We start from the raw sequence: 21,376 nt of genomic DNA, 5'->3' as shown, positions 1-21,376 counted from the left end.
AATAGGAACAACGGGCCCCTCCCCGACCGTTGAACGAATCATGACGACCTACAAAACTGTCAATCCTGCCGACGGCACAACTGTCAAGGAATTCGAGACTCTCGACGCGGCCGGCGTCGAGCGCGCACTGGCCGACGCACACGCCGGTTTCCAGACGTGGCGCAAAACCCCACCCAAGCACCGTGCCGAAATTCTGCACAAGGTCGCCGACCTTTACACCGAGCGTTCCGACGAACTGGCCCGAACCATCTCCCTCGAAATGGGCAAGCCCCTCACCGAATCCCAAGGCGAGGTGGAGCTGTCGTCGAACATCTACCGCTACTACGCAGACAACGGACCCGCGCTGCTCGAGGACGAGACGCTCGACGTCCCCGGCGCGGAAGACACAGTGCTGCAGCGGAAGCCAGTGGGTGCCCTCGTCGGCGTCATGCCGTGGAACTTCCCGTACTACCAGGTTGCCCGGTTCGCCGGCCCGAACCTGATGGTGGGCAACACGATTCTGCTCAAGCACGCACCGAATTGCCCGCAGTCGGCTTTGCTGATGGAGGAGATCTTCCAGCAGGCCGGGCTCCCCCAGGACGCGTACATCAACATCTTCGCGACCAACGACCAGATCGCCGATATGATCGCCGACCCACGCGTGCAGGGTGTTTCGCTCACCGGCAGCGAGCGGGCCGGCACCTCGGTCGCCGAAACCGCCGGACGCAACCTCAAGAAGGTCGTGCTCGAACTCGGCGGCTCGGACGTGTTCATCATGCTCGACTCCGACGACATGGACGCCACGGTCGAGTCCGCGACCCGGGCGCGGCTGTCCAACGCAGGCCAGGCCTGCAACGCCGCCAAGCGCATCCTCGTCGCCGAGGAGTTCTACGACGACTTCGTCACCAAGCTCACCGCATCGTTCGAGGCCGTTCAGACCGGTGACCCGTTGGACGCGAACACCACCCTCGGCCCGCTGTCGTCGCAGACCGCCGCCGATACGTTGATCGAGCAGATCGACGACGCCGTCGCCAAGGGCGCGACGCTACTGACCGGCGGTAAGAAGATCGACGGACCGGGGGCATTCGTCCAGCCGACGCTGCTCACCGACGTCACCCCGGACATGCGTGCGTACAGCGAAGAGCTGTTCGGACCGGCAGCGGTGATCTACAAGGTCGAAAGCCCGCAGCAGGCAATCGAATTGGCGAACTCCTCTGCCTACGGCCTCAGCGGCTCGGTGTGGAGCGCCGACCTCGACAAGGCTCGCGACGTCGCCGAGCAACTCGAAGTTGGCATGGCCTTCGTCAACGAACACGGCACCACCCTGCCCGGCCTACCGTTCGGCGGAGTCAAGCGCTCCGGTGTCGGCCGTGAGCTGGGACCTTGGGGCATGGACGAGTTCGTGAACAAGAAACTCGTCAGAGTGTCCGCGAAGTAGATCCTGTTGGCACGGCTCCCCGGGCAGTTGTCCGGGGAGCTTTGTCGTGCCGCGGTCATACTGTTCCGATGATTGTCGAACACGCACTGTTGCACGTCGTCCCCAGTCGAACCGACGAATTCGAGGCCGCGTTCGCCGACGCGAAGTCGATCATCTCCTCGATGCCGGGGTTCGTGAATCTGACTCTGTCCAAGGGCATCGAGCAGCCCGATGTGTATCTACTGCTGGTGGAGTGGGAACGACTCGAAGACCACACCGAGGGCTTTCGACAGTCCGACCGGTATCAGGAGTGGAAGACCCTGTTGCATCACTTCTACGAGCCGTTTCCCGTCGTCGAGCATTTCGACCCGATACTGCAGGCGTAGGAGATAAGTTCGAGTCTCGTCCTTATCGCCGCTCCGAGGAGATTTTCGTGGCCAACGCTTCGACGTTCGTATCCAAGCAGGACGACATCGAGATCAGCACCTACACCTGGACCACGTCCGTCGATCCGGCTCGCGGCGTCGTACAGATCGCGCACGGACTCGCCGAACACGGCAGCCGCTACGCCCGCTTCGCCGCCGCGCTGAACGACGCCGGATTTCACGTCGTCGCGTCCGATCATCGCGGCCACGGAGAGTCGATCGTCGACACTCCGGGTGATTTCGGTGCCGCCGCCTTCGCCGGGTTGTGGGCCGACATCGAGCAACTCGGCGAATCGTTGCTGAACGAGTACCCGGACCTGCCACTGTTCCTGTTCGCTCACTCGATGGGTTCGTTTGCCGCGCAGCATGTTCTGATCGAGCGATCGGATCTGTACGAGGGTGTGGTGTTGTCGGGATCGACCACGCTGGACGTTCTCGCCGCCGGAATGGCCGACGCCCCCGCCGGGGACCTGAGCGTGTTCAACGCCGCCTTCGAGCACCGCACCGGATACGAATGGCTCTCTCGCGACGAGGCCGAAGTGGACGCCTACGTCGCCGACCCGCTGTGCGGCTTCGACCTCCCTGAGTCGACGGTCCCGGCGCTGTTCGGTGAGGCCGAGAAGCTCGCCGATCCACACAACCTCGAGCAGATCCGCACCGACCTGCCGCTGCTCATCACCTCGGGAACCGACGACCCTCTCGCAGACGGCGGACAGTTGATCGAAACCCTCGCGTCCCGATACCGCGAGGCCGGCATGAGCGACGTCACCGTCACCTTCTACCCCGGTGCCCGCCACGAGATCCTCAACGAGACGAACCGTGACGAGGTCACCGCGAACATCATCGGCTGGCTCACCGACCGCGCCGACTAGGACTACCGCCGTCGAAGCTGCACGGGCTGCCCGTCCTCCGGGAAGGGCAGCGACGTGAAGTTCAGCGGCGCAACGTAATCGGGATCGACCGACCAGTCGAACCACAGCAGCAGATGGTGCATGATCGTTTTGATCTCCGCACCCGCGAAGAACATGCCGATGCACTTGTGCACGCCGCCGCCGAACGGCTCCCAGGCATAGCGGTGCACCTTGTCCTCCCGGCGATCATCGGCGAATCGGCAGGGGTCGAACTTCTCGGGGTTCGGCCAGTACTGCGCCATGTGATGCGTGAAGTGCGGGGCAACCGACACATACGTCCCTGCGGGAACGAACTTGCCCTGCACCTCGGTGTCTTTGATTGCCCGGCGGGCAACCACCGGGGTCGGCGACACCAAACGCAGACATTCCTTCATCACCAGATCGACGCTGGGAAGTTCGTCGAGTTGCGCCAACGTCGGCGCATCGGTGCCGAGAGCCTCGGAATCGGCACGACACTTGTCCTGCCACTCCGGATGCTGGCCGAGGTACTGCATCATCGTCGACAGCGTGATCGTCGACGTGTCGTGCGCAGCCATGAGCAGGAAGATCATGTGGTCGATCACTTCGTCGTCAGAGAAGCGCTCGCCGTTCTCCCCTTCGATGTGGCAGAGAACCGAGAAGAGGTCGTCGGTTTCCTGTGCGCGCCTGGCCGGTAGGTAGCGGCGAAAGAAGTCGTCGAGCACAGCCCGGCCGTCCAGCCCCCGCTTCCACCGCGTTCCCGGAACCCGATAGCGCACGATCGAGGTCGCGGCCTGGACGCACGCCACGAAACTGGCGTTGAGTTCCGCGATGTCGGCGTCGGTACTGTCCTCGGCACCGCCCATGAAAATGCTCGTCGCAACTTCCAGCGTCAGGGCTTTGAGCGCGGGGTAGACCTGGAAGTCGCGTCCGCCCTGCCAGGCGTCCAATCCCGTTGCCGTGACCGGGTTCAACGCGTCGACGGACTTGGTGAGGCGGTCCCGGGTGAAGGCCTGCTGCATGATTCGGCGGTGCCGCAGATGCTCCTCGGAGTCGAGCAGCATCAGACCGCCGTGGAAGAAGGGCCCGATCAGCAGGGACCACCCGTCGCCGTTGACGAACGCCTTGTCCGCGTTCTGCAGCACCTGCTGGCACGCGTCGGGACCGAGGACGGTGATCCACTTCTGCCCGGCCATCGTCAGCCACGACACTTCGCCGTACTTCTCCCACCGACTCCCGAGCAGTTTCAGGGGGTCGCGGATGTACTCGAGGGTGTGGCCGACGACGGGCAGACCGCCGTCGCCGAACACCGGTTGTAGCGTCGAATCAGCAGGTGGAGCTGCGAGAGCACGGGACATTGTCGACCTCCATCAATCTGACAGAGCGTCCTGTCAGATGAGATGTAGTCTGCGTCACAGTTATCTCCTCTGTCAAGATCTATCCATGGCCTCCACCACCCGCCGCTACAACGGCATGAGCGCCGACGATCGCCTTGCCGACCGTCGGGCCCGTTTGCTCGATGCCGGGCTCGAGGTGTTCGCGGCCGCCGGGGCCAAGGGCGCAACCATGACCGCCATCTGCGCGCACGCCAAGCTGACCGAACGCTATTTCTACGAAAACTTCAGCAGCAGAGACGATCTACTCGAACGAGTGGTGGATTCGATATCCGACGAGATCCGAGCCAAGGCGCTCGACGCGCTGCACTCCCCCGCACCTACCGTCGAGGAACAGGTGCACAACGCCATCGCCGCGTTCGTCGGCGTGCTCACCGAGGACCCCCGCAAGGGCCGCGTCGCGATGATCGAATCGCTGGCCGTCGACTCACTCCGGGCGTACCGACGACAGTCCATGCGCGCGTTCGCACACCTGGTCGCCGAACAATCACGCGAACTCTACGGTGACCAGGCTTTCCCCCAACCGCAGTCGGAGATCAACGGCCTGCTGTTCATCGGCGGACTCGCCGAACTCGTGATCGCCTGGCTGAACGACGAAATAGACATCACGCCTGCAGACATCGTCGACGCCGCAACCCGGCAGTTCATCGCGACTGCGCACCGCTGAGGTGCCTTCGGCAGTGGCGTGATCAGGTGCCCGCTGAGGCACTTAGACGCACCACTGCGCCGAAGGCGCACTCCTACCGGTCGAAGTGCGACTTCGAGATCTGGCCGTGCACGCCGACGGTCTTGTCGACCACCTGCGAGACCGTGAAGTTCGCGGCAGCGGAGAGGTATGCGTACGCCGTCGCCCGGTCCATGCCGAGATCCGTCTCCAAGAAATCGAGAGCATTGACCACAGCGCGACGCATGGCGGCGTTCAGGTCCGAACTCTGGCCGCCGACAGCACCGTCCGGATCGGACAGGCCGATCGGGATCCATGAATCCTCGTTCTCTGCAAAAGGATACGAGTACGCGACGGATGGCGCGTCTCCACTGCCTGCCTTGCAGACGGTGAGACGGAAGGTGCCGCGCAGCGACCCCTCCATCGCGGTGAGCGCAACCTCGCCGTCGCCCATCGCCATGTGCGGATCGCCGACGTAGAACAACGCGCCCTCCGCGAACACGGGCAGGTAGAACGTCGAACCGACCCCGAGCAGACCGACGTCGATGTTGCCGCCGCCGAGCGTCGGAGGAATCGAATTGGCGTTCGGGGACGTCAGACCCGGGTCACTGGCGAACGCAACGCCCATCATGCCCATGAACGGTCGCAGCGGAAAGCGTACGGCCGCATCGCCGTACCGCATCACGCCCTGCCCGTCCTCGACTGCCGTGAACGTGGACACGTTGCCGTACTGCGTCGGGTCACCCGACTTCCTGCCGTCGTTTCCGATCGGCGGCATGACCTCGTCCAGGCTGATACCTGCAGGTGCCTCACCGGACGCGGTGACCGCCAGAGATCCCTTGCCGTGCCTGCTCGACACCACGCCGTACGGAACGCGGGGAATCGCCTCGAGCGTCTCGATCTTGAGCACGTCGCCGCGCTGCGCACCCTCGACGAACACCGGGCCCGTCACCACGTGCGGTCCGTCGAGGTCGAAGTTGCGCACCGTCCGGTCGTACCCGCCGGCAATGTCGATCGCGTCCTGCAGCACATCGGACTCGGAAACACCTTTGCCGCCAAAGAATTCGACGGGGTCGCGGCCCTGGTCTTCGAGGATCCCCTCATGGCTGAGCGCGTCGATGGTCACCGTTTCACCGGACTTCATCTGCAGCACCGATTCGGACTCGACCGTCGGGACGTAGCCCCACAGGACCTTGTCGACCTCCGAGCTCAGGTAGTGATCGCCGGAGATGTCGCCGGCTCCGGGCTGAAGAATGCCTACCGGTGCCGGTGCCGACGAACTCGAAGCGGAGGTGCTCGTCGACGAGGTCGAACACGCTGCCGTTCCAGCAATTCCGACGCCCGCGCCCAAGGCGGCGACCGCCTGGATGAATCCGCGACGACCGATCCCCTTGGTGATCGTCTCTGCTGCCTGCTCCGCCATCGAACGCGCCATGGTGCCTCCTGAATTGTCCGAATCTCGAACGTAGATCAGGGGTGTTTCTCGGCAGTTACGAACGCGCGTCGCCCCAATTGCTCAGCTGGGGTCGCTGCCCCCGATTGCCGACCACCAGAGCGCGGTGACTGCAGCCAGCAGACTGACTGCGACGAACTGAGCGAATCCTCCCCCATCGACGATCAGCCACAGCAGGCCGATGAACGGGCCGGCCACCGTGGCGGGGGCGTCGAGCATGATTCGGCGGCGTAGCGATCCGAATCTTTCACTGCGCGTGCGTAGATCGGACTCTTTGAGACGAGGGGCATCGAGGGGTGTTCCGGGAGGTAATGAGGTGCGACGTCGCCCCGACGGCAGCGCAACTATCCCCGGTTCGACGACAAAGGCCCGGCGTCCGAGAATCGATGTGCTCATGCGGGCATCGGCATCGGGGACGATCGCCAGCAGCCCGGTGTGGAAGTAAACCGGGTACCAGGCCCGCCCTTTGTTCTCGTGGACCTCCAGGTAACCGCGCGATCGCATGCGATGCTGAAAACGCACCCGTCGCACTGTGGTTCGAGCAGTAGCTGTCTGTGCTGATCGCCCGGACAGGAGAGCGCACGCCACCGACCAACCCGTCCAAACGAGGACGATCAGTGCGACGAACACACTCAGTGGAGCTATGACGACAACGGTCGATGCCGCGACAACCAGACTGATTGCCGCGACACCGACCGGATAGCCGAGCCCGTTCTTTATTTCAGGAACCCGACCTTCGAGTAGTCGAGATCGCCGAAGCCCGGTGCTCCGAAGTTCGCGAGATTCGACTTCGTCGCGTAGGTGAAGGGACGCTGGAACAGCGTCAGGCTGTGGCCCTCGGCCCAAATCGCCTTGTCCGCCTCGTTGTAGTCGGCGATACGTGCGTCGTCGTCGAGCTCGCCGGCCGCCTTGTCGAGCAGACCGTTGATCTCGTCCGACCCGACCTGACCGTAGTTCTGCAACGTGCTGCCGGGCGTCAAACGGAAGATGCCGTCACTGCTGGAGGTGTACGGCGTTCCCTCCCAGGTGAAGTGCGTGACGTCGAAAGCACCGACCAGAATGTACTTCTCGAAGAAGTCGTCCGACGGCACCGCGTCGATGATGAGGTTGGCACCGACAGCCTTGAGGTTCTGCTGGATGATCTGTGCTTCCTGCGTCGCATTCGGGGTATCGGCCGGAATGATGTCGTGCAGATCGAGCTGCTGGCCGTCCTTCGAGCGGAACTCACCGTTCATCGTCCAGCCGGCGGCGTCGAGCTCGGACTTGGCCTTCTCCGGATCGAACGTGACGTCTCCGTTGTTGGCCTGGTAACCCTTCTGACCGTCGACGTAGATATGACTGTTCAGCACCGTCGGGTTGGAGGTGATCTGACCGAGCTGCGAAGTGGCCAGATAGTCGCGGTCGATTGCCTTCATCAGGGCCAGCCGCACGGCCTTGTCGGACGTGATCCGACCCGGCGCACCGTTGAAGTCGAAGTGCCGGTACTGCGACCCGAGGCTCTGCCGCAGGTCGACGTCCGGAATGCCTCGGGCAACCTTGAATGCATCGGCACTGCTGCCCAATTCGAAGTAGTCGATCTCGCCGCTCTGCAACGCACCGATGGAGGCCGTGGTGTCGAGAGGCAGGTACGTGATGGTATCGAGCACAGCCGGATTCTCACCCCACCAGTCGGGGTTGCGCTCGGCAACAATGCGTTTGCCACCCGGTTCGATGTTCCGGATGCGGAACGGTCCTGCCGTGGCCGGCATCGTGCTCACGGAGCCAGTGTTGAAGGCCTCGACACTGCTCATGGATTCTGCGGGCATCAAAGGAACAAAGAGGGAGCGCCAGTCGCCGAACTTCTCGGCGTAGGTCAGGATCACCTGCTGGTCGTTCTCGCCGCGGACGACCGATTCGACCTTGTCGTACCCGGCCGTCGACGATGCCTCGTACGCCGGGTCCTTGCCGCTGTTAGCAGTCCACTGGGCGATGAGGTCGGTGTAGTCCAACGGACGGCCCGTGCTCCACTTGGCCTTCGGGTTGATGTTGTAGGTGACGACCTGTTTGCCGTCGACCTCCGACTCGGTGATGTCGGTGAAGAAATCGGTCGCGGTCGACAGGCTCGCGTCGGGTGCTGCCTTGAACGCCGTCGGCATCAGCGCGGCGTAGTACCGCGCGGCATCGACCGTCGTGCCGTCGATTTGGTAGTAGTTGTAATTGGTCGGCACCTGCGAGAGCGGGAAGTTCATGTTCCCGCCCTGTTGCAGATCGCTGATCGGATGCGGATTGATCTGCGCTCCGCTCTCGAAGGACGCAGGCGCATCGGGGTTGGGCCCGGTATCACCGGAGCTGCACCCCGCCACCAGTCCCACAGTGGTCACGGCCACCGCGATCGGGACCAGTGCCCGAAATAGCTTGGCTCTCATCAGTTCACCTTTCTCAGTGTGCCGTATCTTGCGGGTCAGATGGCGTCGGCCAGTTTTGCGGCCTCGGCGATTCGGGCTCGTTGGAGCACGGGATCGGGGATGGGGATGGCTTTCAGAAGTGCCCGTGTGTATGGGTCCTTGGGTGCGTCGAATATCTTCGCCGTCGGGCCCTTCTCCACGAACACTCCGTTGCGCATCACGGCCACTTCGTCGGCGAGGTGACGCACCACCGACAGATCGTGCGAGACGAACAGATACGCCAGACCGAGCTCCTCCTGCAGATCCTGCAGTAGGTTCAGCACGCCCGCCTGGATCGACACGTCGAGCGCAGACACAGGCTCGTCGAGGACCAGGATCGACGGCTTCAACGCCAAAGCCCGTGCAATACCGACACGTTGACGCTGCCCGCCGGAGAACTGCGTGGGATACCGATCCGCGAGTTCGGGACGCATTCCGACGGTGTCCATCAGTTCCCGAACCCTGCGGGTGCGCTCGTCGACCGGGACGCCGTTGATCTTCAACGGCTCGGCGATGATCTCCCCCACCGGCATGCGGGGATCGAGTGAGCCCATCGGGTCCTGAAACACGATCTGGATGTGTGCGCGCAACTTTCGTTGCTCGGCGCGGCTCAGGCTATAGGGCTCGACGCCGTTGATCTCGATCGAACCCTGCTGTGGCTTCACGAATTCCATGATCTCGAGCAGAGTCGTCGACTTGCCGCACCCGGATTCACCGACGATGGCCAGAGTGGATCCGGCGTGCACGTCGAAGCTGATGCCTTGCACGGCAGGCACGTCCCCGGCCCGACGCCGCAGCACGGAGCCCTTGAACATCGGGTAGCTCTTGTGCAGATCGGTCACCGACAGCACCGGAGCATCCTTCGGCACGGTCACCACCAACTCCGCCGGTGCCTCCGACCGCGGGGCACCCTCGAATTCCGCCTCCACCGACTCGGCCGTCGCCGCATCGATGCGGATGCACGCCGCGCTGTGATTCGGGGCAACCTGAATCAACGGCGGTTCGCCTTTGTCGCAGGCCTCCGTGTGCAACGGGCATCGGGGCCCGAACGGGCAGCCCGTCGGGAGATTCACCAGAGCGGGCGGTGTGCCCTCGATGGGCACCAGCCGCTCCTGCGCAGGACGGTCCGGGCGAGGGACAGAGCCGAGCAAGCCCACTGTGTAGGGCATGGACGGGTGCGCGTACAGCTCGTCGACCGGAGCAGTTTCGACGGCGCGCCCGGCGTACATGACCATGGCCCGATCGGCAACTCCGGCAACGACTCCCAGGTCGTGCGTGATGAACACGACGCCAGCGCCGGTGACGTCGCGGGCGGTACGGAGCAGATCAAGGATCTGCGCCTGGATCGTCACGTCGAGAGCAGTGGTGGGCTCGTCGGCGATGATGAGATCGGGATCGTTCGCGATGGCCATCGCGATGACGACGCGTTGGCGCATACCGCCGGAGAACTCGTGCGGATACGACTTCGCCCGTGTTTTCGGATCTGCGATGCCGACCAGATCGAGCAACTCCAAGGTGCGCTCCTCGACCTTTGCCTTGCTCAGCGACGGGTTGTGCACGGAGATCGCTTCGGCGATCTGGTCGCCGATGCGGTAGATGGGAGTCAGCGCCGTCAGCGGATCCTGCGAGATCATCGCCACCGAACGCCCACGCTCACGGGACATCTCACGATCGGACAGTCCCAGTAGCTGACGGCCGTTCAGCTCGATGGACCCGGTGACGCGTGCGCTCTGCGGGAGCAACCCCATGACGGCCAGGGACGAGACCGACTTACCGGAGCCGGATTCGCCGACGATGGCCATGACCTCGCCCTTGTCGACCTGATAGTCCAGACCACGCACTGCCGTGACACGGCCTTCTTCGCTCGGGAAGCTGACTTCGAGTCCGCTGACCTTCAACACCGGCACAGTCTCAGCCACGTGCCTGCCCCCTCGTCGAGTTCGGATCGAATGCGTCGCGCAGGCCGTCGCCGACGAAGTTCGTCGCCAGCACGATCAATACCAGCGCGCCACAGCAGAACGCGAACAGCCACGGATACGTCAACGCGGACGACGTACCGTCCGCGATCAGTGTGCCGAGAGAGACGTCGGGCCGTTGGACACCGAAGCCGAAGTAGCTCAGCGACGCCTCACCGATGATGGCGATACCCACGTTGAGCGTGACGTCGACGATGAGGATCGAGGCCATCGACGGCAGCACGTGCTTGCCGATCACGCTGCTCGGCGTTGCGCCCATGTACTTTGCGGCACGGATGAATTCGCGCTCGCGCAGCGATCGCGTCATCGCCCGGATGATGCGCGAGGTGATCATCCACGCGAACGCCGCAAGCAGCAGTACCAGGATGAAGAAGCTCTTGTCGCGAAACAGCGGCGAGCAGATCGCGATGACCAGGAAGCTCGGGACGACGAGCAGAACATCGGCGACCCACATCAGCGCGCGGTCGGTCCAACCGCCGAAATACCCCGCCACCGCACCGACGACACCTGCGAGCACCGTGGAGATCAACGCGACGAGCATGCCGATGATCAGCGACTTCTGCAGACCACGCAACGTCTGAGCCAGGACGTCCTGCCCGATCTGGTTGGTGCCGAACCAGTGCCGGGTGGTCGGCGGCGAATTGAGCGCGTACGCGTCGAGTTCCTCGTAGGTGAACGGGATGAAATGCGGGAGCACGAATGCGCCGACGAACATCGCCACGAGTACCACGATGCCCACCAGCGCCGGCCGGTTGCGCAGGAACCGGCGCAACACCAAGCGCCTGCGGGTGATCGGAGCCGTCGAGTCGCTCGGGCCGTCCACCGCGGTGATCTCGGGAACCACGGGTGTCGCCATCGCCAGTCCTTTCTTTCGTCCGAGGTGGTGGGTCAGTCCGCGTAGCGAACGCGCGGGTCGAGAGCGGCGGTGAAGATGTCGGTCAACATGCCGGAGACGAGCACCGACAGAGCGGTGAACAGCGAAACTGCAAGCGTGATGTTGATGTCCTGACTGGTGATGCCGTAGATCAGCCAGTCCCCCATGCCGTACCAACCGAAGACGCGCTCGGTGAACGTGGCACCGGTGATCACCGCGCCCATACCGAACGCGAACAGCGTCGCCATCGGGATCAGAGCAGTACGGAAACCGTGCTTGAAGATCGCGCGGCCGCGGGTGAGCCCTTTGCCGCGCGCCGTGCGGATGTAGTCCATGTTCAGCTCGTCGAGCATGGAGCTGCGCATGTAGCGGCTGTAACCGCCGATGGTGAACAACATCAGGACGACGGTCGGCAACAGCAAATGCTGTGCGCGGTCGATGATTTCGTTCATCAGACCGGGGGCGAGCGTTGTCGACGTCTCACCGGTGTATTGGAAGAACTGGCTTCCGGTGCTCTGATTGACCTGCACAGCAAGGTATTTGAGAACCGGTGCCAGAACCAGGATCGGAGTGCTGATGAGGATGAACGTCACGACAGTCGCGACGTGATCGAAGATCTTGTACTGCCGGACGGCACCGTACGCACCGACGAGCGTGCCGAGCACGGCGCCCAGGACGGTGCCGAGCACTACCAACCGCAGCGAGACGAGGATGCGTCGCCACAGTTCGTCGTTGACGGAGCCGGCCGCGATGGTCTGACCGAAGTCACCATGAAGCACAGCCCACAGCCACTTCAGATAGCGCAGCACGGGGTTGTCGTCCAGATGCAGCGCGGCGCGCTTGGCATCGAGTACAGCGCTCGACGGCGGCGGATTGCGACTGAGCAGATTGGACAGCGGATCGAACGTGAGCGAGGCCAGAAGATAGGTCAGAAACGTCGCGATGAGCAGTAGGACGACGTAGTTCAGCAACCTCCGCGCAAGATAACCGCCCACGCGAAACCACCTTCCATCGAGCACCACGGCCGTGCCCGATGGCACTGCTCTCGGCATTGTTCACACCGCGTGTTACCTGCTTGTTTCGTTAGCGGTGGAAACAGACATTCCACAAGATAGCACCACGAATTCGTCTTTCGTTCACGGTAGCGGAAGTACCTCCGGTACATCGGACAATGCGGAACAGGCGGTGCCAGAACAAGTCTGAACGTCGAATTTACGAAGGTTCACCTAAATCATCGGTTTCTGGAACGAATTCCCGACATTGCGGACAAGGCCGGAAATAGGTGCTTTCAGCTCACATCGGTAGATTCTCGACCATGCCGACTGATTCCACACCCGACGGGTTCGCCTTCGAGCGGTTCGATGTCATCGATGCCGGATCCATCGCCACGACCTTCGCGGCCAAGGATCACCGATCCGGGCTGTACATCCTGCACTTCACGAACGACGAGGCCTTCGTCGGATACTCCGACTCCGTGGCAGCCCAATTCGCCGCCGACCGCGCCATCTGGGCCGACATCGAGTCGCTCGACTTCGCCCCCGGGACCGAGGGCAAACTCGAGCAGTTGACAGCGCTCGTCTCGCAACTGATCGACCTGCGTCAGCGTCCGGCGGAGCCGACCGCGATCGGCGACGCACCGAGCGCGAAAGCCGCATTGCCGAAGGAACGCGCCAAGCGCGCAACGCTGCTGGACGCGGCCGTCGGGCAGAGCCGTCGACGGTTCTGGGAGCTGTCCGACCACATCGCTTACCCCGCCATCCGCAGCATCGTGGCCGACTACATCAACTCCTCTATCCCCGATCCGGCGAACACCGAGAAGTACCTGTGGCAGATCAGCGCTCTGTCCGACGCACAGGACGAGAGCGGTCCTCGACGTCTGCTGACGCTGACGTGCGGCGGATTCGAAACCCTTCGCGTCGACGAGATCATGCACGACGACGACACGATCGAGCTGGACCTGCGCATCAATACCAACGTTCCGCGCGACCGGACCGACGAGCAGCTCGAGATCTCCAACGAGACCGTCAGCGCCGGACGCGGACCGTACCGAGACGAACGCGTGTGGTCGTGGTCGATCGACCTCGGGGCGCTGCTGGAAGAGGACGTGGACGTTGACCTGGGTATCGACGACGACACTTTCGACGACCTCGCCTACGGCCTCAACGCTCGACTGATGCGGTCCGGAAACTCAACGGGCGCAGCGGCACACAACCACGATCTCGCGGCCGACCTACTCGCCGAAGCGTACCGGCAGCTGTTCGAGGCCGAATGAGCGAACGGCTGTGGTACGTCTCGTACGGGTCCAATCTGCTGCAAGAGAGGTTCCATACCTACCTGACCGGATCCGACGAGCACTCGGAATTCGGCGCGCACCCGCCGGCACCCGCCGCGTCACTACCTACCGAACAACGGTGGCTGTGGATCGATCATGCGCTGTACTTCGCGGGCGTCTCCCGGCGCTGGACCGGAGCATCCGCCTTCGTGTCGACGAAGGTCGATCCTGCGAATCGTTCTGTAGCGCATGGCTATCTGATCGAACGAACCCAGTTCGCTCACCTGGCTGCGGTCGAGAACGTCGTCGCAGCCATCGATGTCGGGGCGACGGAGACGCTCGCCGTCGGACAGTGGTCGCAGCTGGAAGTGGATCGCGAGGGCGAGAGCTTCCGCGGGAAATACGATGCACTGCTGCGGCTTCCGGACATCGACGGAATTCCGGCCTTCACACTGACCAGCTCGATCGTGCGGGAGCCCGGCGCACCGTCGAGCAGATATCGCTCGACGATTCGCCGCGGGCTGCTCTCCGCAGCGCTCGATGTGGACGTCGACGCTTACCTGGAAGCCGCCGTCGAACGATCGGCGGAGTTCACTTCAGCGCATCGAGGTTCGTCTTGAGCAGCAGCACGTTGTAGTCCGACCACCGAGATGCAGTGAAGTACAGGTCTTTTCCGCTCGACATCGGATGAATGAACGGTGCGTAGATACCGCCCGCCGTCTGGTTCGCGTCGAGGATCGTCTTCGGCGCGCTCCACGGTCCCTCGGGATTCTCGGCGGTGCGCGCGACCAACGTACGAGAGTTCTCGTCCCCGTACATCATCACGTACCGGCCGAGGTAGTCGTTCCACGCAACGGACATTTCGCTGACCGGACCCTTGACGATGGCGACGGTATCGCCGATGTTCTTCGACCACTGCTTGGTTGGGTCGGGATCCTGCGTCGAGTACTCGTACGCGTCGAGATTCTCGATGTCGGCCGACGCGACCCGTGAGACGAAGGCATCACCGAATCGTCCGTTGGGGGTGCCGAACTGGTACAGGGTCTTACCATCGCGGCTCAGCACGTAGGCACTCTGCTGGAATTTCCCCTGGCTCTCGTGGACATTGGTGAAGCCGGGGATCGTGACGCCCTTGTTGACGCGGATCGTCTTGGGATCCGTCGTCCAATTCTGGCCGTTGTCGGTCGATTTGGCCGTCGCGGAGTAGTTCGTGATCCAGCGACCGGGCGCGCCCCAGCTCTGCACCGACATGTAGTTGATGTACTGGGTGCTGCCGATCGCGATGGCCGCCGTGGGGATGGTCGTGTCCTCGACGCTCGGTAGCTTTGCGCTCGAGATGATCTCGGCGGCATAGCGTGGATTGTCGGCTCGGACAACAGCACCCGAGGTGCTGTTGTTCGGGTCGGCCGGGCCGATCTTGATCCCTTGGGAGAGATCGGTCGACGCCTTGTCCGACCGGAACAGAGCATTGCTGCGCCACTGCGCATTTCCGGACGAGCAATCGCCGAACGTGTCGCCGAACGCCATCAGGATCTGGCCGGAGCCGTTGTCCCAACTGATGCCCAGGTCGGTTCCCGACATCGCCAGAGTGTTGTAGGTGTCGTTCACGCTCTGCGGGCCGGTGACCCAGGCGATGCTCTGCGTGTTGCCGGTGAGGCGCGGAAGAGGGCCCTGCGGACCCTGGGGGTTCTTTCCCGACATCCCCGCGCTGCCCGAGGACCCGAAGAGCGGCGACGAGCCCGGTCCGCCGAGGCCACCACACGGCTCGGCCGAGACGGTCGGCGCGGTCAGAGCGCTGAGCCCGCTCACTGCCAGTGCCAGGACAGCCCCGACAGCGATCTGCCGACTACGTACACGCATGGACGAACCCACCGTTTCCCGTGTGACCCACGATACTCATGTGACTGATGGGACGAGTGTTACGCAAATCTACTCATCGCGCAACAAATGGGTCGTGTCGGTACTTGACAAATCGCCTACTGCGGGAATGACACTCGTGTGATTAGCCGGAAATCATGCGTGCGTGCGTCGTGTCCAGAACCAGCAGGGCTACGCCTTGGACCACAACTGCCGTTCCGTGGCCTAACGCCTGGTCGGCAGTGATCCGGCGGCGGAAGCGAGGCTTCCTGACGGCGATGTGCGCACCGGTCGCGATGTAGAGGACGTCGAGACCCGCGTTGATCCACAAGAGCCGGCTGAGGCTCGCAGCCGTCGGCGGCTTCGAATTCAGTGCGCCGGCACCCGCGATCGCCAGGTCGATCGCACCCCACCCGGCCGTCTGCAGACCGAACGCTCGTCGTGCGGGCGACGAGCCGCGCAACGCCAACATGGTTCCGGCGAGCACACTTCCACCACCCCACACCGTGAGACGACGGCCGAGCCGCTCGGCGACGATGGGAGCTTCGATTGGGGTCATGGTTTCCAGTGTGCCGTGTTCGGCGGCAGCGCAGTTCGAGGATGGAGCGCTCGACAGAGTGCGCTGTCACCGGGGCGTGCTGATCACCAACCGAACGGGTTCGAGTCGGATCCGGGCAGCCAGCTGTTGCCCGGTCCCGACCACCCATTGGCTTTGACCATCTTCTTCGCTGCACGCTGATTGCGTCCGATCAGGCGGTCGAGATACAGGTGGCCGGCCAGATGGTCGCACTCGTGCTGCAGACACCGAGCCAGGTAGCCCTCGCCCTCGACCGTCACCGCATTCCCCTCCACATCGACGCCGGTGACGCGGGCCCACTCGGCGCGTCCCGTGGGGTACCGCTCCCCAGGGACCGACAGACACCCTTCGGGGTCCTCCGGGGCTGGCATCGTCTCCGGGATCGCCGACGTCTCGAGCACCGGATTGATCACGTGCCCGCGGTGACGCACTCCGCTGTCGCGCAGGTCGTAGACGAAAGCTGCGCGCGGATCACCGACTTGGTTGGCCGCGAGGCCGGCCCCGTGCGCGGCGGTGTTCGTCTCGAACAGGTCGTCCACGAACGCTGCCAGTTCCGCATCGAACTCGGTGACGGGAGTGGCTCGGGTCGTCAGACGCGGGTCGCCGGCAATGAGGATGGATCGAATCGCCATGCGACGAGGTTACTGTCGAAGCATGGCCCACTCCCGTCGCTCCCCCACGGCTCACCCCGCGGACAAGGTCTGCGCATCGTGCGGGCGGAGAATCGAGTGGCGCAAGAAGTGGGAGAAGAACTGGGATGACATCAAGTACTGCAGCGACGCGTGCCGGCGACACAAGGTGAGCAGCACCGACAAGGAACTCGAAGACAAGATTCGCACCCTGCTCGACGCCAGATCCCGCGACGCCACGATCTGCCCCTCCGACGTGGCACGAGCACTGTCCGACGACGGATGGCGCGAGTTGATGGAGCCGGTCCGCCGCGCTGCTCGCCGCATGGTCGACGCAGGAGAAGTAGAGATCACCCAGAAAGGATCCGTGGTCGATCCGTCCACTGCGAAGGGCCCGATCCGTATTCGCTGGAAGCGTTGACCGGCGTCGCAGAAACGTGTCGGTGGGTGGGTATAGCTTTCGTGGTGTGAAGACATGGGGGGATGTGTTCGGGCTCGGGGACCAGGAATTGGTCTCCGAGCTCGCTGACGTGACCTCCCTCGAAAACGCACTCGCTGCAACCAGATTGACGCTGCTTGCTGAAATCGACCGACGCGGCTTGGCGATGAAACTCGGTCACTCGTCCGTCACCCGCTGGTACGCCCGATCGGTCCGGATCACCGACGGATCAGCCGCCCGCCAGAACGCACTGGGATACTGGCTGCACGATCACCACACCGTGCTCGACGCCCTCGCCTGCGGTGAGATTCACGCCGCGCACGCCGCAGCAATCGCCGAGGGCTACGACGTCGTTCTGCTGGCCGACCCCACCCTCGACGAGCAACGACGCGACGCAATCGTCGCCGAACTCCTCGACACCGCGATACGCAATACCGCCGGTCAGGTCACCTCACGTGCGCAAGCACTGGCGCACTCTGCGGCGGACGACGCCCGAGCTCGGCACGAGAAGGACCGACGCGAGCAACAACAACGAGAGCAGGAAAAGCGGGAGCAGGAGCATCAAGATCAGGCGGGGCGGAGCGATCATTCAGCGACTCCAAGCGGCAGGCTGCCCGACCCGGAACCGCCTGCACCCGAGCCGGTTCCGCCGACTCCCGCGCCGGCACCGGTGTCGGAGAACCCGGACCTGAACCGATTCGATCTTCATCCTCTCGCGAACGGTCGTTATCAATTCGGTGGCAACGCCGACCGATTGCTGGCCGAGAAGCTGCTCACCGCCCTGTCGGCGTTGACGGCTCCGCGGCCCGGTCCCGGTGGCGAGCGCGATCCACGGAGCCCGTCGAAGCGGCGAGCCGACGCCCTTGATCAGATCCTCGACCGACACCTGCGCGGCAGCAACCGCGGGTCGGCGGGCGGGTCTCGCGCGTCGGTGCACCTGATCGTTCCACTGCGGGACTTGCTCGCCCACCGCGGCAAGGAGCAACCCGGAAGCGCAACAACGGATCCGACGGGAACGAGTGCAGTCGCCGAGAGTGTTTCGAGCGGCGGTGCCGGCCGTCACGGTGTCGGTTCCGGCGGCGACGCTGTGCGTCACGAAGAGGGTGACAGCACCGGTCCCACCGACCCGCGTCCTGACGGCGCTGCCCGAGGCCATACCGACGCTCGCGGCGATGCAACAGCCGGCGGTGATGGCGGCGGGCAGAGGCCTGCGCCCGAGCCGGGCGATGCCGGTGCCCGCGGCAAAGTAGCAGCGGGCGGTGATGGTGCCGGGCAGAAGTCTGCGCCGGAGCCGGGCGACGCCGGTGCTCGCCGCGGGGCAGCAGCCGGCGGCGATACTGCCGGTGGTGGTGGTGGTGGTGGTGCCGGGCAGGGGTCTGCGCCCGAGCCGGGCGACGCCGATGCTCGCCGCGGGGCAGCAGCCGGTGGCGATACTGCCGGTGGTGGTGGTGCCGGGCAGGGGTCTGCGCCCGAGCCGGGCGACGCCGACTGGCCGTTCCACCTCGACTGGACCGGCCCGATCAGTCGCTTCCTTGCCGAACTTCTCACCTGTGACGCAGACCTGACCCCGGTCATCGTCGACCACCACGGCGTTCCGCTCGCGCTCGGGCGCACCACCAGGCTCGCCAGCGACGACCAACGCATCGCCCTGACCATCCGCGATACCTGCTGCGTGATGTGTGGCCGCCCCGCGCAGTGGTGCCAGGCCCACCACGTGAAGTTCTGGGAAGACGGCGGCGCAACCGATCTGAACAACCTCGCGTTGGTGTGCGGGGAATGCCACCGCCTCGTCCACCACGGCGACTGGCAATTGATCATGGGCGAGGACGGACACCCGTACGCCATCCCACCCGAATCCGTCGACCCCACAAGACAACCCATCCCCACCTACCACCGACGAAAACGGCGAGCAGCCTGACAACAGGTCAACCGCGCAACTCTCGCTTGAGCAGCTTCCCGCTCTGGTTGCGCGGTAACTCGTCGACGAACGTGACTGTCTTGGGCACCTTGAACGGGGCGATGCGACCCTTGACGTGGTCGATCAACGCCTCCACCGACAACTGCTGCCCGTCCTTCAGTACGACGACCGCAGTGACCGCCTCGATCCACCGGTCGTCGGGGGTCCCGATCACCGCGACCTCGGCCACCGCCGAATGGGTGTAGATCGCATCCTCCACCTCGCGTGACGCGACGAGAATGCCGCCGGTATTGATCACGTCCTTGATCCGGTCGACGACGGTGATGAACCCCTCGGCATCGCGGGTCACCAAATCGCCGGAATGAAACCACCCGTCCGAGAACGCATCTGCCGTCGCCTCCGGCTTGTCCCAGTAGCCGTCGCACAACTGAGGGGAACGGTAGAGGATCTCGCCGGGCTCACCGTCCGGAACATCGTTGCCGTCGGCGTCGACGACGCGGGTCTCGACGAAGAACACCGCGCGGCCGCACGACGCCGGCCTCGCTTCGTGCTCAGCAGGCAGCAATACCGTTGCCAGCGGCCCTATTTCGGACTGCCCGAAACAGTTGTAGAACTCGATGTCCGGATACCGCTCTCGCAGTCGGGTGAGCACTGTGACCGGCATTATCGACGACCCGTACTGCGCCTTCTTCAAGGACGAGAGATCGCGCGTCTCCAGATCGGGGTGATTGGCCAGCGGAACCCACACCGTAGGTGCCAGGAACAGCGACTTGATCTTCTCTTCTTCTATGCGGCGCAGGATTTCCGGAACGTCGGGCCTACGCATCAAACGCACAGTGGCACCCACAGACAGGTACGGCAGCATGAACACGTGCATCCCCGCCGAGTGGTACATCGGCATCACTAGCAGCGGATCGTCGTCCTGAGTGAACCCGAGAGCGATGACACACGAGACGTACTCCGCAACCAGCGCACCGTGAGACATCATCGCGCCCTTGGGTTTCGACGTCGTTCCGGAGGTGTAGAGCAACTGAGCGAGGTCGGTCGACTCTGCGGCGGAGTCGAGGTCGGAACTGTCGCCGTCCGTGCCCAGCACATCGGGAAGAGACACCACGTGCTCGATGCTCAGGTTGGTGCGAACCGAGTCGAGGATGGGTGCCAACGCTGGGTCGACCAGCACCGCGCGTGAGCCCGACTGATCCAGCAAGTACTGCAATTCCTCGCCCACGAGCGCGTAGTTGATCGGAACATGCACCAACCCGGCTCGGACACAGGCGAGGAACGCGACGACGTACGCGTCGGAGTTGACGCCGTACGCCGCCACACGGTCACCTTTCTCCAACCCCATCGCACGCAGTCGACGAGCGGCGCGGGTGACCGCGGTATCGAGTTCTCGGTAGGTGTGGCTGCGTCCCTCGAACGTCACCGCGAGACGGTCGGGGAATTTCGCTGCCGACCGTCGCAGGACGCCGTCGACGGTGTTCACTCGTGTTCCGCTGCTCATCACCCGACGTTATAGGACGTCCAAGCATTTCGTCCCGTGTTTGGCTGCCCTTACGGTTCGCACAGGACAAGTGGGGCATGCGGGAAGGTATGACAGCCAAACAAGCACTGGACAGCCTCGAATCGGCCTCCTTTCTCGACGGAGCCAGCAACGCGATCAACGGAGTTCTCGCGCCCGCACTCGACGACACCGCCATCGGTTCCGCGCTCCGCGGACGGTGGATCGGACACCCCATCCACCCTGCGCTGGTCAACGTCACCATCGGCAGCTGGACGAGCGCAGTGGTACTCGACCTGATGAATCACCAGTCCCGGGCGAGCAAACTGGTCATCTCCGTCGGGCTGGCGTCCGCACCGGCAGCTATCGCCACCGGTTGGGCCGACTGGTCGACGATGAACGTTCGCCAGCGACGGGTCGGGATGATCCACGCGGCCTCGAACGCGACCGGCGTATTCCTGTTCCTCGGCTCCTACCTACGACGCCGCAAGCACACCGACGGTGTTGCCAAAGCGCTCGCCGCGGCTGGTCTCGCTTCCGCCAGCGTGGGTGGACTCATCGGAGGTCACCTCGCCTACAGCTCGACCGGCGGTGACACGACATCAGTGGTTCAACACCACGCCTGACGCCGCGGAGTGCGCATCAGCGGTCTGGCCGTGGACTGTACGCAACGAGCCTGAGCAGCATTTCCGTACGCCGTACGGTAGAC

The 21,376-nt window shown here is 64.0% G+C and carries 20 protein-coding genes and 1 pseudogene; 10 read left to right on the top strand and 11 right to left on the bottom strand.

What is annotated here, in order from left to right; genetic code table 11:
- The first annotated feature begins 40 nt into the window (after positions 1-40).
- The 3 genes from BH93_RS09065 to BH93_RS09055 all read left to right on the top strand — a co-directional run bounded on the left by BH93_RS09065 (position 41) and on the right by BH93_RS09055 (position 2,693).
- On the top strand, positions 41-1,417 hold the full coding sequence (locus tag BH93_RS09065) for an NAD-dependent succinate-semialdehyde dehydrogenase (protein ID WP_037171234.1): 1,377 nt from the start codon (positions 41-43) through the stop codon (positions 1,415-1,417).
- Between the two features lie 68 nt (positions 1,418-1,485).
- Positions 1,486-1,782, top strand: a complete 297-nt coding sequence (locus tag BH93_RS09060; protein ID WP_037171232.1) for an antibiotic biosynthesis monooxygenase family protein — start codon at positions 1,486-1,488, stop codon at positions 1,780-1,782.
- 47 nt (positions 1,783-1,829) lie between these two features.
- The gene (locus tag BH93_RS09055; RefSeq protein ID WP_052064789.1) at positions 1,830-2,693 is read left to right on the top strand and encodes an alpha/beta fold hydrolase; all 864 of its coding nucleotides are present in this window, start codon (positions 1,830-1,832) and stop codon (positions 2,691-2,693) included.
- 2 nt (positions 2,694-2,695) lie between these two features.
- Here BH93_RS09055 and BH93_RS09050 read toward each other — a convergent pair whose 3' ends face one another.
- A complete protein-coding gene (locus BH93_RS09050; protein WP_037171230.1) occupies positions 2,696-4,048 on the bottom strand; it encodes a cytochrome P450 in 1,353 nt (450 codons plus the stop codon).
- Between the two features lie 85 nt (positions 4,049-4,133).
- Between BH93_RS09050 and BH93_RS09045 the strand changes: the two genes are divergently transcribed.
- The gene (locus tag BH93_RS09045; RefSeq protein ID WP_197914584.1) at positions 4,134-4,751 is read left to right on the top strand and encodes a TetR/AcrR family transcriptional regulator; all 618 of its coding nucleotides are present in this window, start codon (positions 4,134-4,136) and stop codon (positions 4,749-4,751) included.
- 73 nt (positions 4,752-4,824) lie between these two features.
- Here the strand turns inward: BH93_RS09045 and BH93_RS09040 are convergent, their stop codons facing one another.
- From BH93_RS09040 to BH93_RS09015, 6 genes are all read right to left on the bottom strand, one after another.
- On the bottom strand, positions 4,825-6,183 hold the full coding sequence (locus BH93_RS09040; protein ID WP_037171227.1) for an acetamidase/formamidase family protein: 1,359 nt from the start codon (positions 6,181-6,183) through the stop codon (positions 4,825-4,827).
- An 81-nt stretch (positions 6,184-6,264) separates the two neighbouring features.
- Positions 6,265-6,723: a hypothetical protein gene (locus BH93_RS09035; protein ID WP_155290831.1), complete on the bottom strand. Its 459-nt coding sequence runs from the start codon at positions 6,721-6,723 to the stop codon at positions 6,265-6,267.
- Positions 6,724-6,917: 194 nt separating this feature from the next.
- A complete protein-coding gene (locus tag BH93_RS09030; RefSeq protein ID WP_037171225.1) occupies positions 6,918-8,606 on the bottom strand; it encodes an ABC transporter family substrate-binding protein in 1,689 nt (562 codons plus the stop codon).
- 35 nt (positions 8,607-8,641) lie between these two features.
- Positions 8,642-10,543, bottom strand: coding sequence for an ABC transporter ATP-binding protein (locus BH93_RS09025; RefSeq protein WP_037171223.1), 1,902 nt, complete (start codon positions 10,541-10,543; stop codon positions 8,642-8,644).
- Positions 10,536-11,456 carry an ABC transporter permease gene (locus tag BH93_RS09020; protein WP_080730695.1) on the bottom strand — a complete coding sequence of 307 codons (921 nt, stop codon included), beginning with the start codon at positions 11,454-11,456 and terminating at the stop codon, positions 10,536-10,538. The genes BH93_RS09025 and BH93_RS09020 overlap by 8 nt, the downstream gene beginning before the upstream one ends.
- A gap of 32 nt (positions 11,457-11,488) precedes the next feature.
- Positions 11,489-12,469 (bottom strand): ABC transporter permease, encoded by a 981-nt coding sequence (locus BH93_RS09015; protein ID WP_032394960.1) that lies wholly within the window; start codon positions 12,467-12,469, stop codon positions 11,489-11,491.
- A 320-nt stretch (positions 12,470-12,789) separates the two neighbouring features.
- On the opposite strand from BH93_RS09015, the gene BH93_RS27905 reads away from it, so the two are divergent.
- Positions 12,790-13,746, top strand: a complete 957-nt coding sequence (locus BH93_RS27905) for a hypothetical protein (RefSeq protein WP_242459162.1) — start codon at positions 12,790-12,792, stop codon at positions 13,744-13,746.
- Entirely contained in the window at positions 13,743-14,366 is a 624-nt protein-coding gene (locus tag BH93_RS09005) for a hypothetical protein (RefSeq protein WP_052064787.1), read from the top strand. Before BH93_RS27905 ends, BH93_RS09005 begins: the two co-directional genes overlap by 4 nt.
- Here BH93_RS09005 and BH93_RS09000 read toward each other — a convergent pair.
- The 3 genes from BH93_RS09000 to BH93_RS08990 form a co-directional block, all read right to left on the bottom strand.
- Entirely contained in the window at positions 14,338-15,606 is a 1,269-nt protein-coding gene (locus BH93_RS09000; RefSeq protein ID WP_037171369.1) for a DUF4185 domain-containing protein, read from the bottom strand. The two genes, BH93_RS09005 and BH93_RS09000, sit on opposite strands and share 29 nt — an antisense overlap.
- Positions 15,607-15,748: 142 nt before the next feature.
- Positions 15,749-16,162, bottom strand: coding sequence for a DUF6992 family protein (locus BH93_RS08995; RefSeq protein WP_052064786.1), 414 nt, complete (start codon positions 16,160-16,162; stop codon positions 15,749-15,751).
- 83 nt (positions 16,163-16,245) lie between these two features.
- Positions 16,246-16,812, bottom strand: a complete 567-nt coding sequence (locus BH93_RS08990) for a peptide deformylase (protein WP_037171221.1) — start codon at positions 16,810-16,812, stop codon at positions 16,246-16,248.
- On the opposite strand from BH93_RS08990, the pseudogene BH93_RS28275 reads away from it, so the two are divergent.
- From BH93_RS28275 to BH93_RS27895, 3 genes and pseudogenes are all read left to right on the top strand, one after another.
- A pseudogene (locus BH93_RS28275) lies at positions 16,790-16,927 on the top strand (DUF2256 domain-containing protein); the annotation flags it as partial. The gene BH93_RS08990 and the pseudogene BH93_RS28275 overlap by 23 nt on opposite strands.
- 51 nt (positions 16,928-16,978) lie before the next feature.
- Positions 16,979-17,230 (top strand): DUF3253 domain-containing protein, encoded by a 252-nt coding sequence (locus tag BH93_RS27900; RefSeq protein WP_242459224.1) that lies wholly within the window; start codon positions 16,979-16,981, stop codon positions 17,228-17,230.
- Between the two features lie 46 nt (positions 17,231-17,276).
- Positions 17,277-19,166 (top strand): HNH endonuclease signature motif containing protein, encoded by a 1,890-nt coding sequence (locus BH93_RS27895; RefSeq protein WP_242459161.1) that lies wholly within the window; start codon positions 17,277-17,279, stop codon positions 19,164-19,166.
- Positions 19,167-19,173: 7 nt separating this feature from the next.
- On the opposite strand, the gene BH93_RS08975 is transcribed toward BH93_RS27895, so the two are convergent.
- Positions 19,174-20,670, bottom strand: coding sequence for an acyl-CoA synthetase (locus BH93_RS08975; RefSeq protein ID WP_037171214.1), 1,497 nt, complete (start codon positions 20,668-20,670; stop codon positions 19,174-19,176).
- Positions 20,671-20,759: 89 nt separating this feature from the next.
- On the opposite strand from BH93_RS08975, the gene BH93_RS08970 reads away from it, so the two are divergent.
- The gene (locus tag BH93_RS08970) at positions 20,760-21,293 is read left to right on the top strand and encodes a DUF2231 domain-containing protein (RefSeq protein ID WP_052064784.1); all 534 of its coding nucleotides are present in this window, start codon (positions 20,760-20,762) and stop codon (positions 21,291-21,293) included.
- Positions 21,294-21,376 lie beyond the last annotated feature (83 nt).

This window comes from Rhodococcoides fascians A25f (assembly GCF_000760935.2).
GTDB lineage: Bacteria > Actinomycetota > Actinomycetes > Mycobacteriales > Mycobacteriaceae > Rhodococcoides.
Note: the sequence above shows the minus strand (reverse complement) of the source record. Positions and strands in the feature narration are given on the sequence as shown.

Coding starts and splice junctions, on each gene's coding strand:
- BH93_RS09030 (WP_037171225.1), bottom strand. CDS start 8,606: ATGAGAGCCAAGCTATTTCGGGCACTGGTCCCGATCGCGGTGGCCGTG.
- BH93_RS08970 (WP_052064784.1), top strand. CDS start 20,760: ATGACAGCCAAACAAGCACTGGACAGCCTCGAATCGGCCTCCTTTCTC.
- BH93_RS09020 (WP_080730695.1), bottom strand. CDS start 11,456: ATGGCGACACCCGTGGTTCCCGAGATCACCGCGGTGGACGGCCCGAGC.
- BH93_RS08995 (WP_052064786.1), bottom strand. CDS start 16,162: ATGACCCCAATCGAAGCTCCCATCGTCGCCGAGCGGCTCGGCCGTCGT.
- BH93_RS08975 (WP_037171214.1), bottom strand. CDS start 20,670: ATGAGCAGCGGAACACGAGTGAACACCGTCGACGGCGTCCTGCGACGG.
- BH93_RS09065 (WP_037171234.1), top strand. CDS start 41: ATGACGACCTACAAAACTGTCAATCCTGCCGACGGCACAACTGTCAAG.
- BH93_RS08990 (WP_037171221.1), bottom strand. CDS start 16,812: ATGGCGATTCGATCCATCCTCATTGCCGGCGACCCGCGTCTGACGACC.
- BH93_RS09040 (WP_037171227.1), bottom strand. CDS start 6,183: ATGGCGCGTTCGATGGCGGAGCAGGCAGCAGAGACGATCACCAAGGGG.
- BH93_RS09000 (WP_037171369.1), bottom strand. CDS start 15,606: ATGCGTGTACGTAGTCGGCAGATCGCTGTCGGGGCTGTCCTGGCACTG.
- BH93_RS09050 (WP_037171230.1), bottom strand. CDS start 4,048: ATGTCCCGTGCTCTCGCAGCTCCACCTGCTGATTCGACGCTACAACCG.
- BH93_RS09005 (WP_052064787.1), top strand. CDS start 13,743: ATGAGCGAACGGCTGTGGTACGTCTCGTACGGGTCCAATCTGCTGCAA.
- BH93_RS27905 (WP_242459162.1), top strand. CDS start 12,790: ATGCCGACTGATTCCACACCCGACGGGTTCGCCTTCGAGCGGTTCGAT.
- BH93_RS09060 (WP_037171232.1), top strand. CDS start 1,486: ATGATTGTCGAACACGCACTGTTGCACGTCGTCCCCAGTCGAACCGAC.
- BH93_RS09045 (WP_197914584.1), top strand. CDS start 4,134: ATGGCCTCCACCACCCGCCGCTACAACGGCATGAGCGCCGACGATCGC.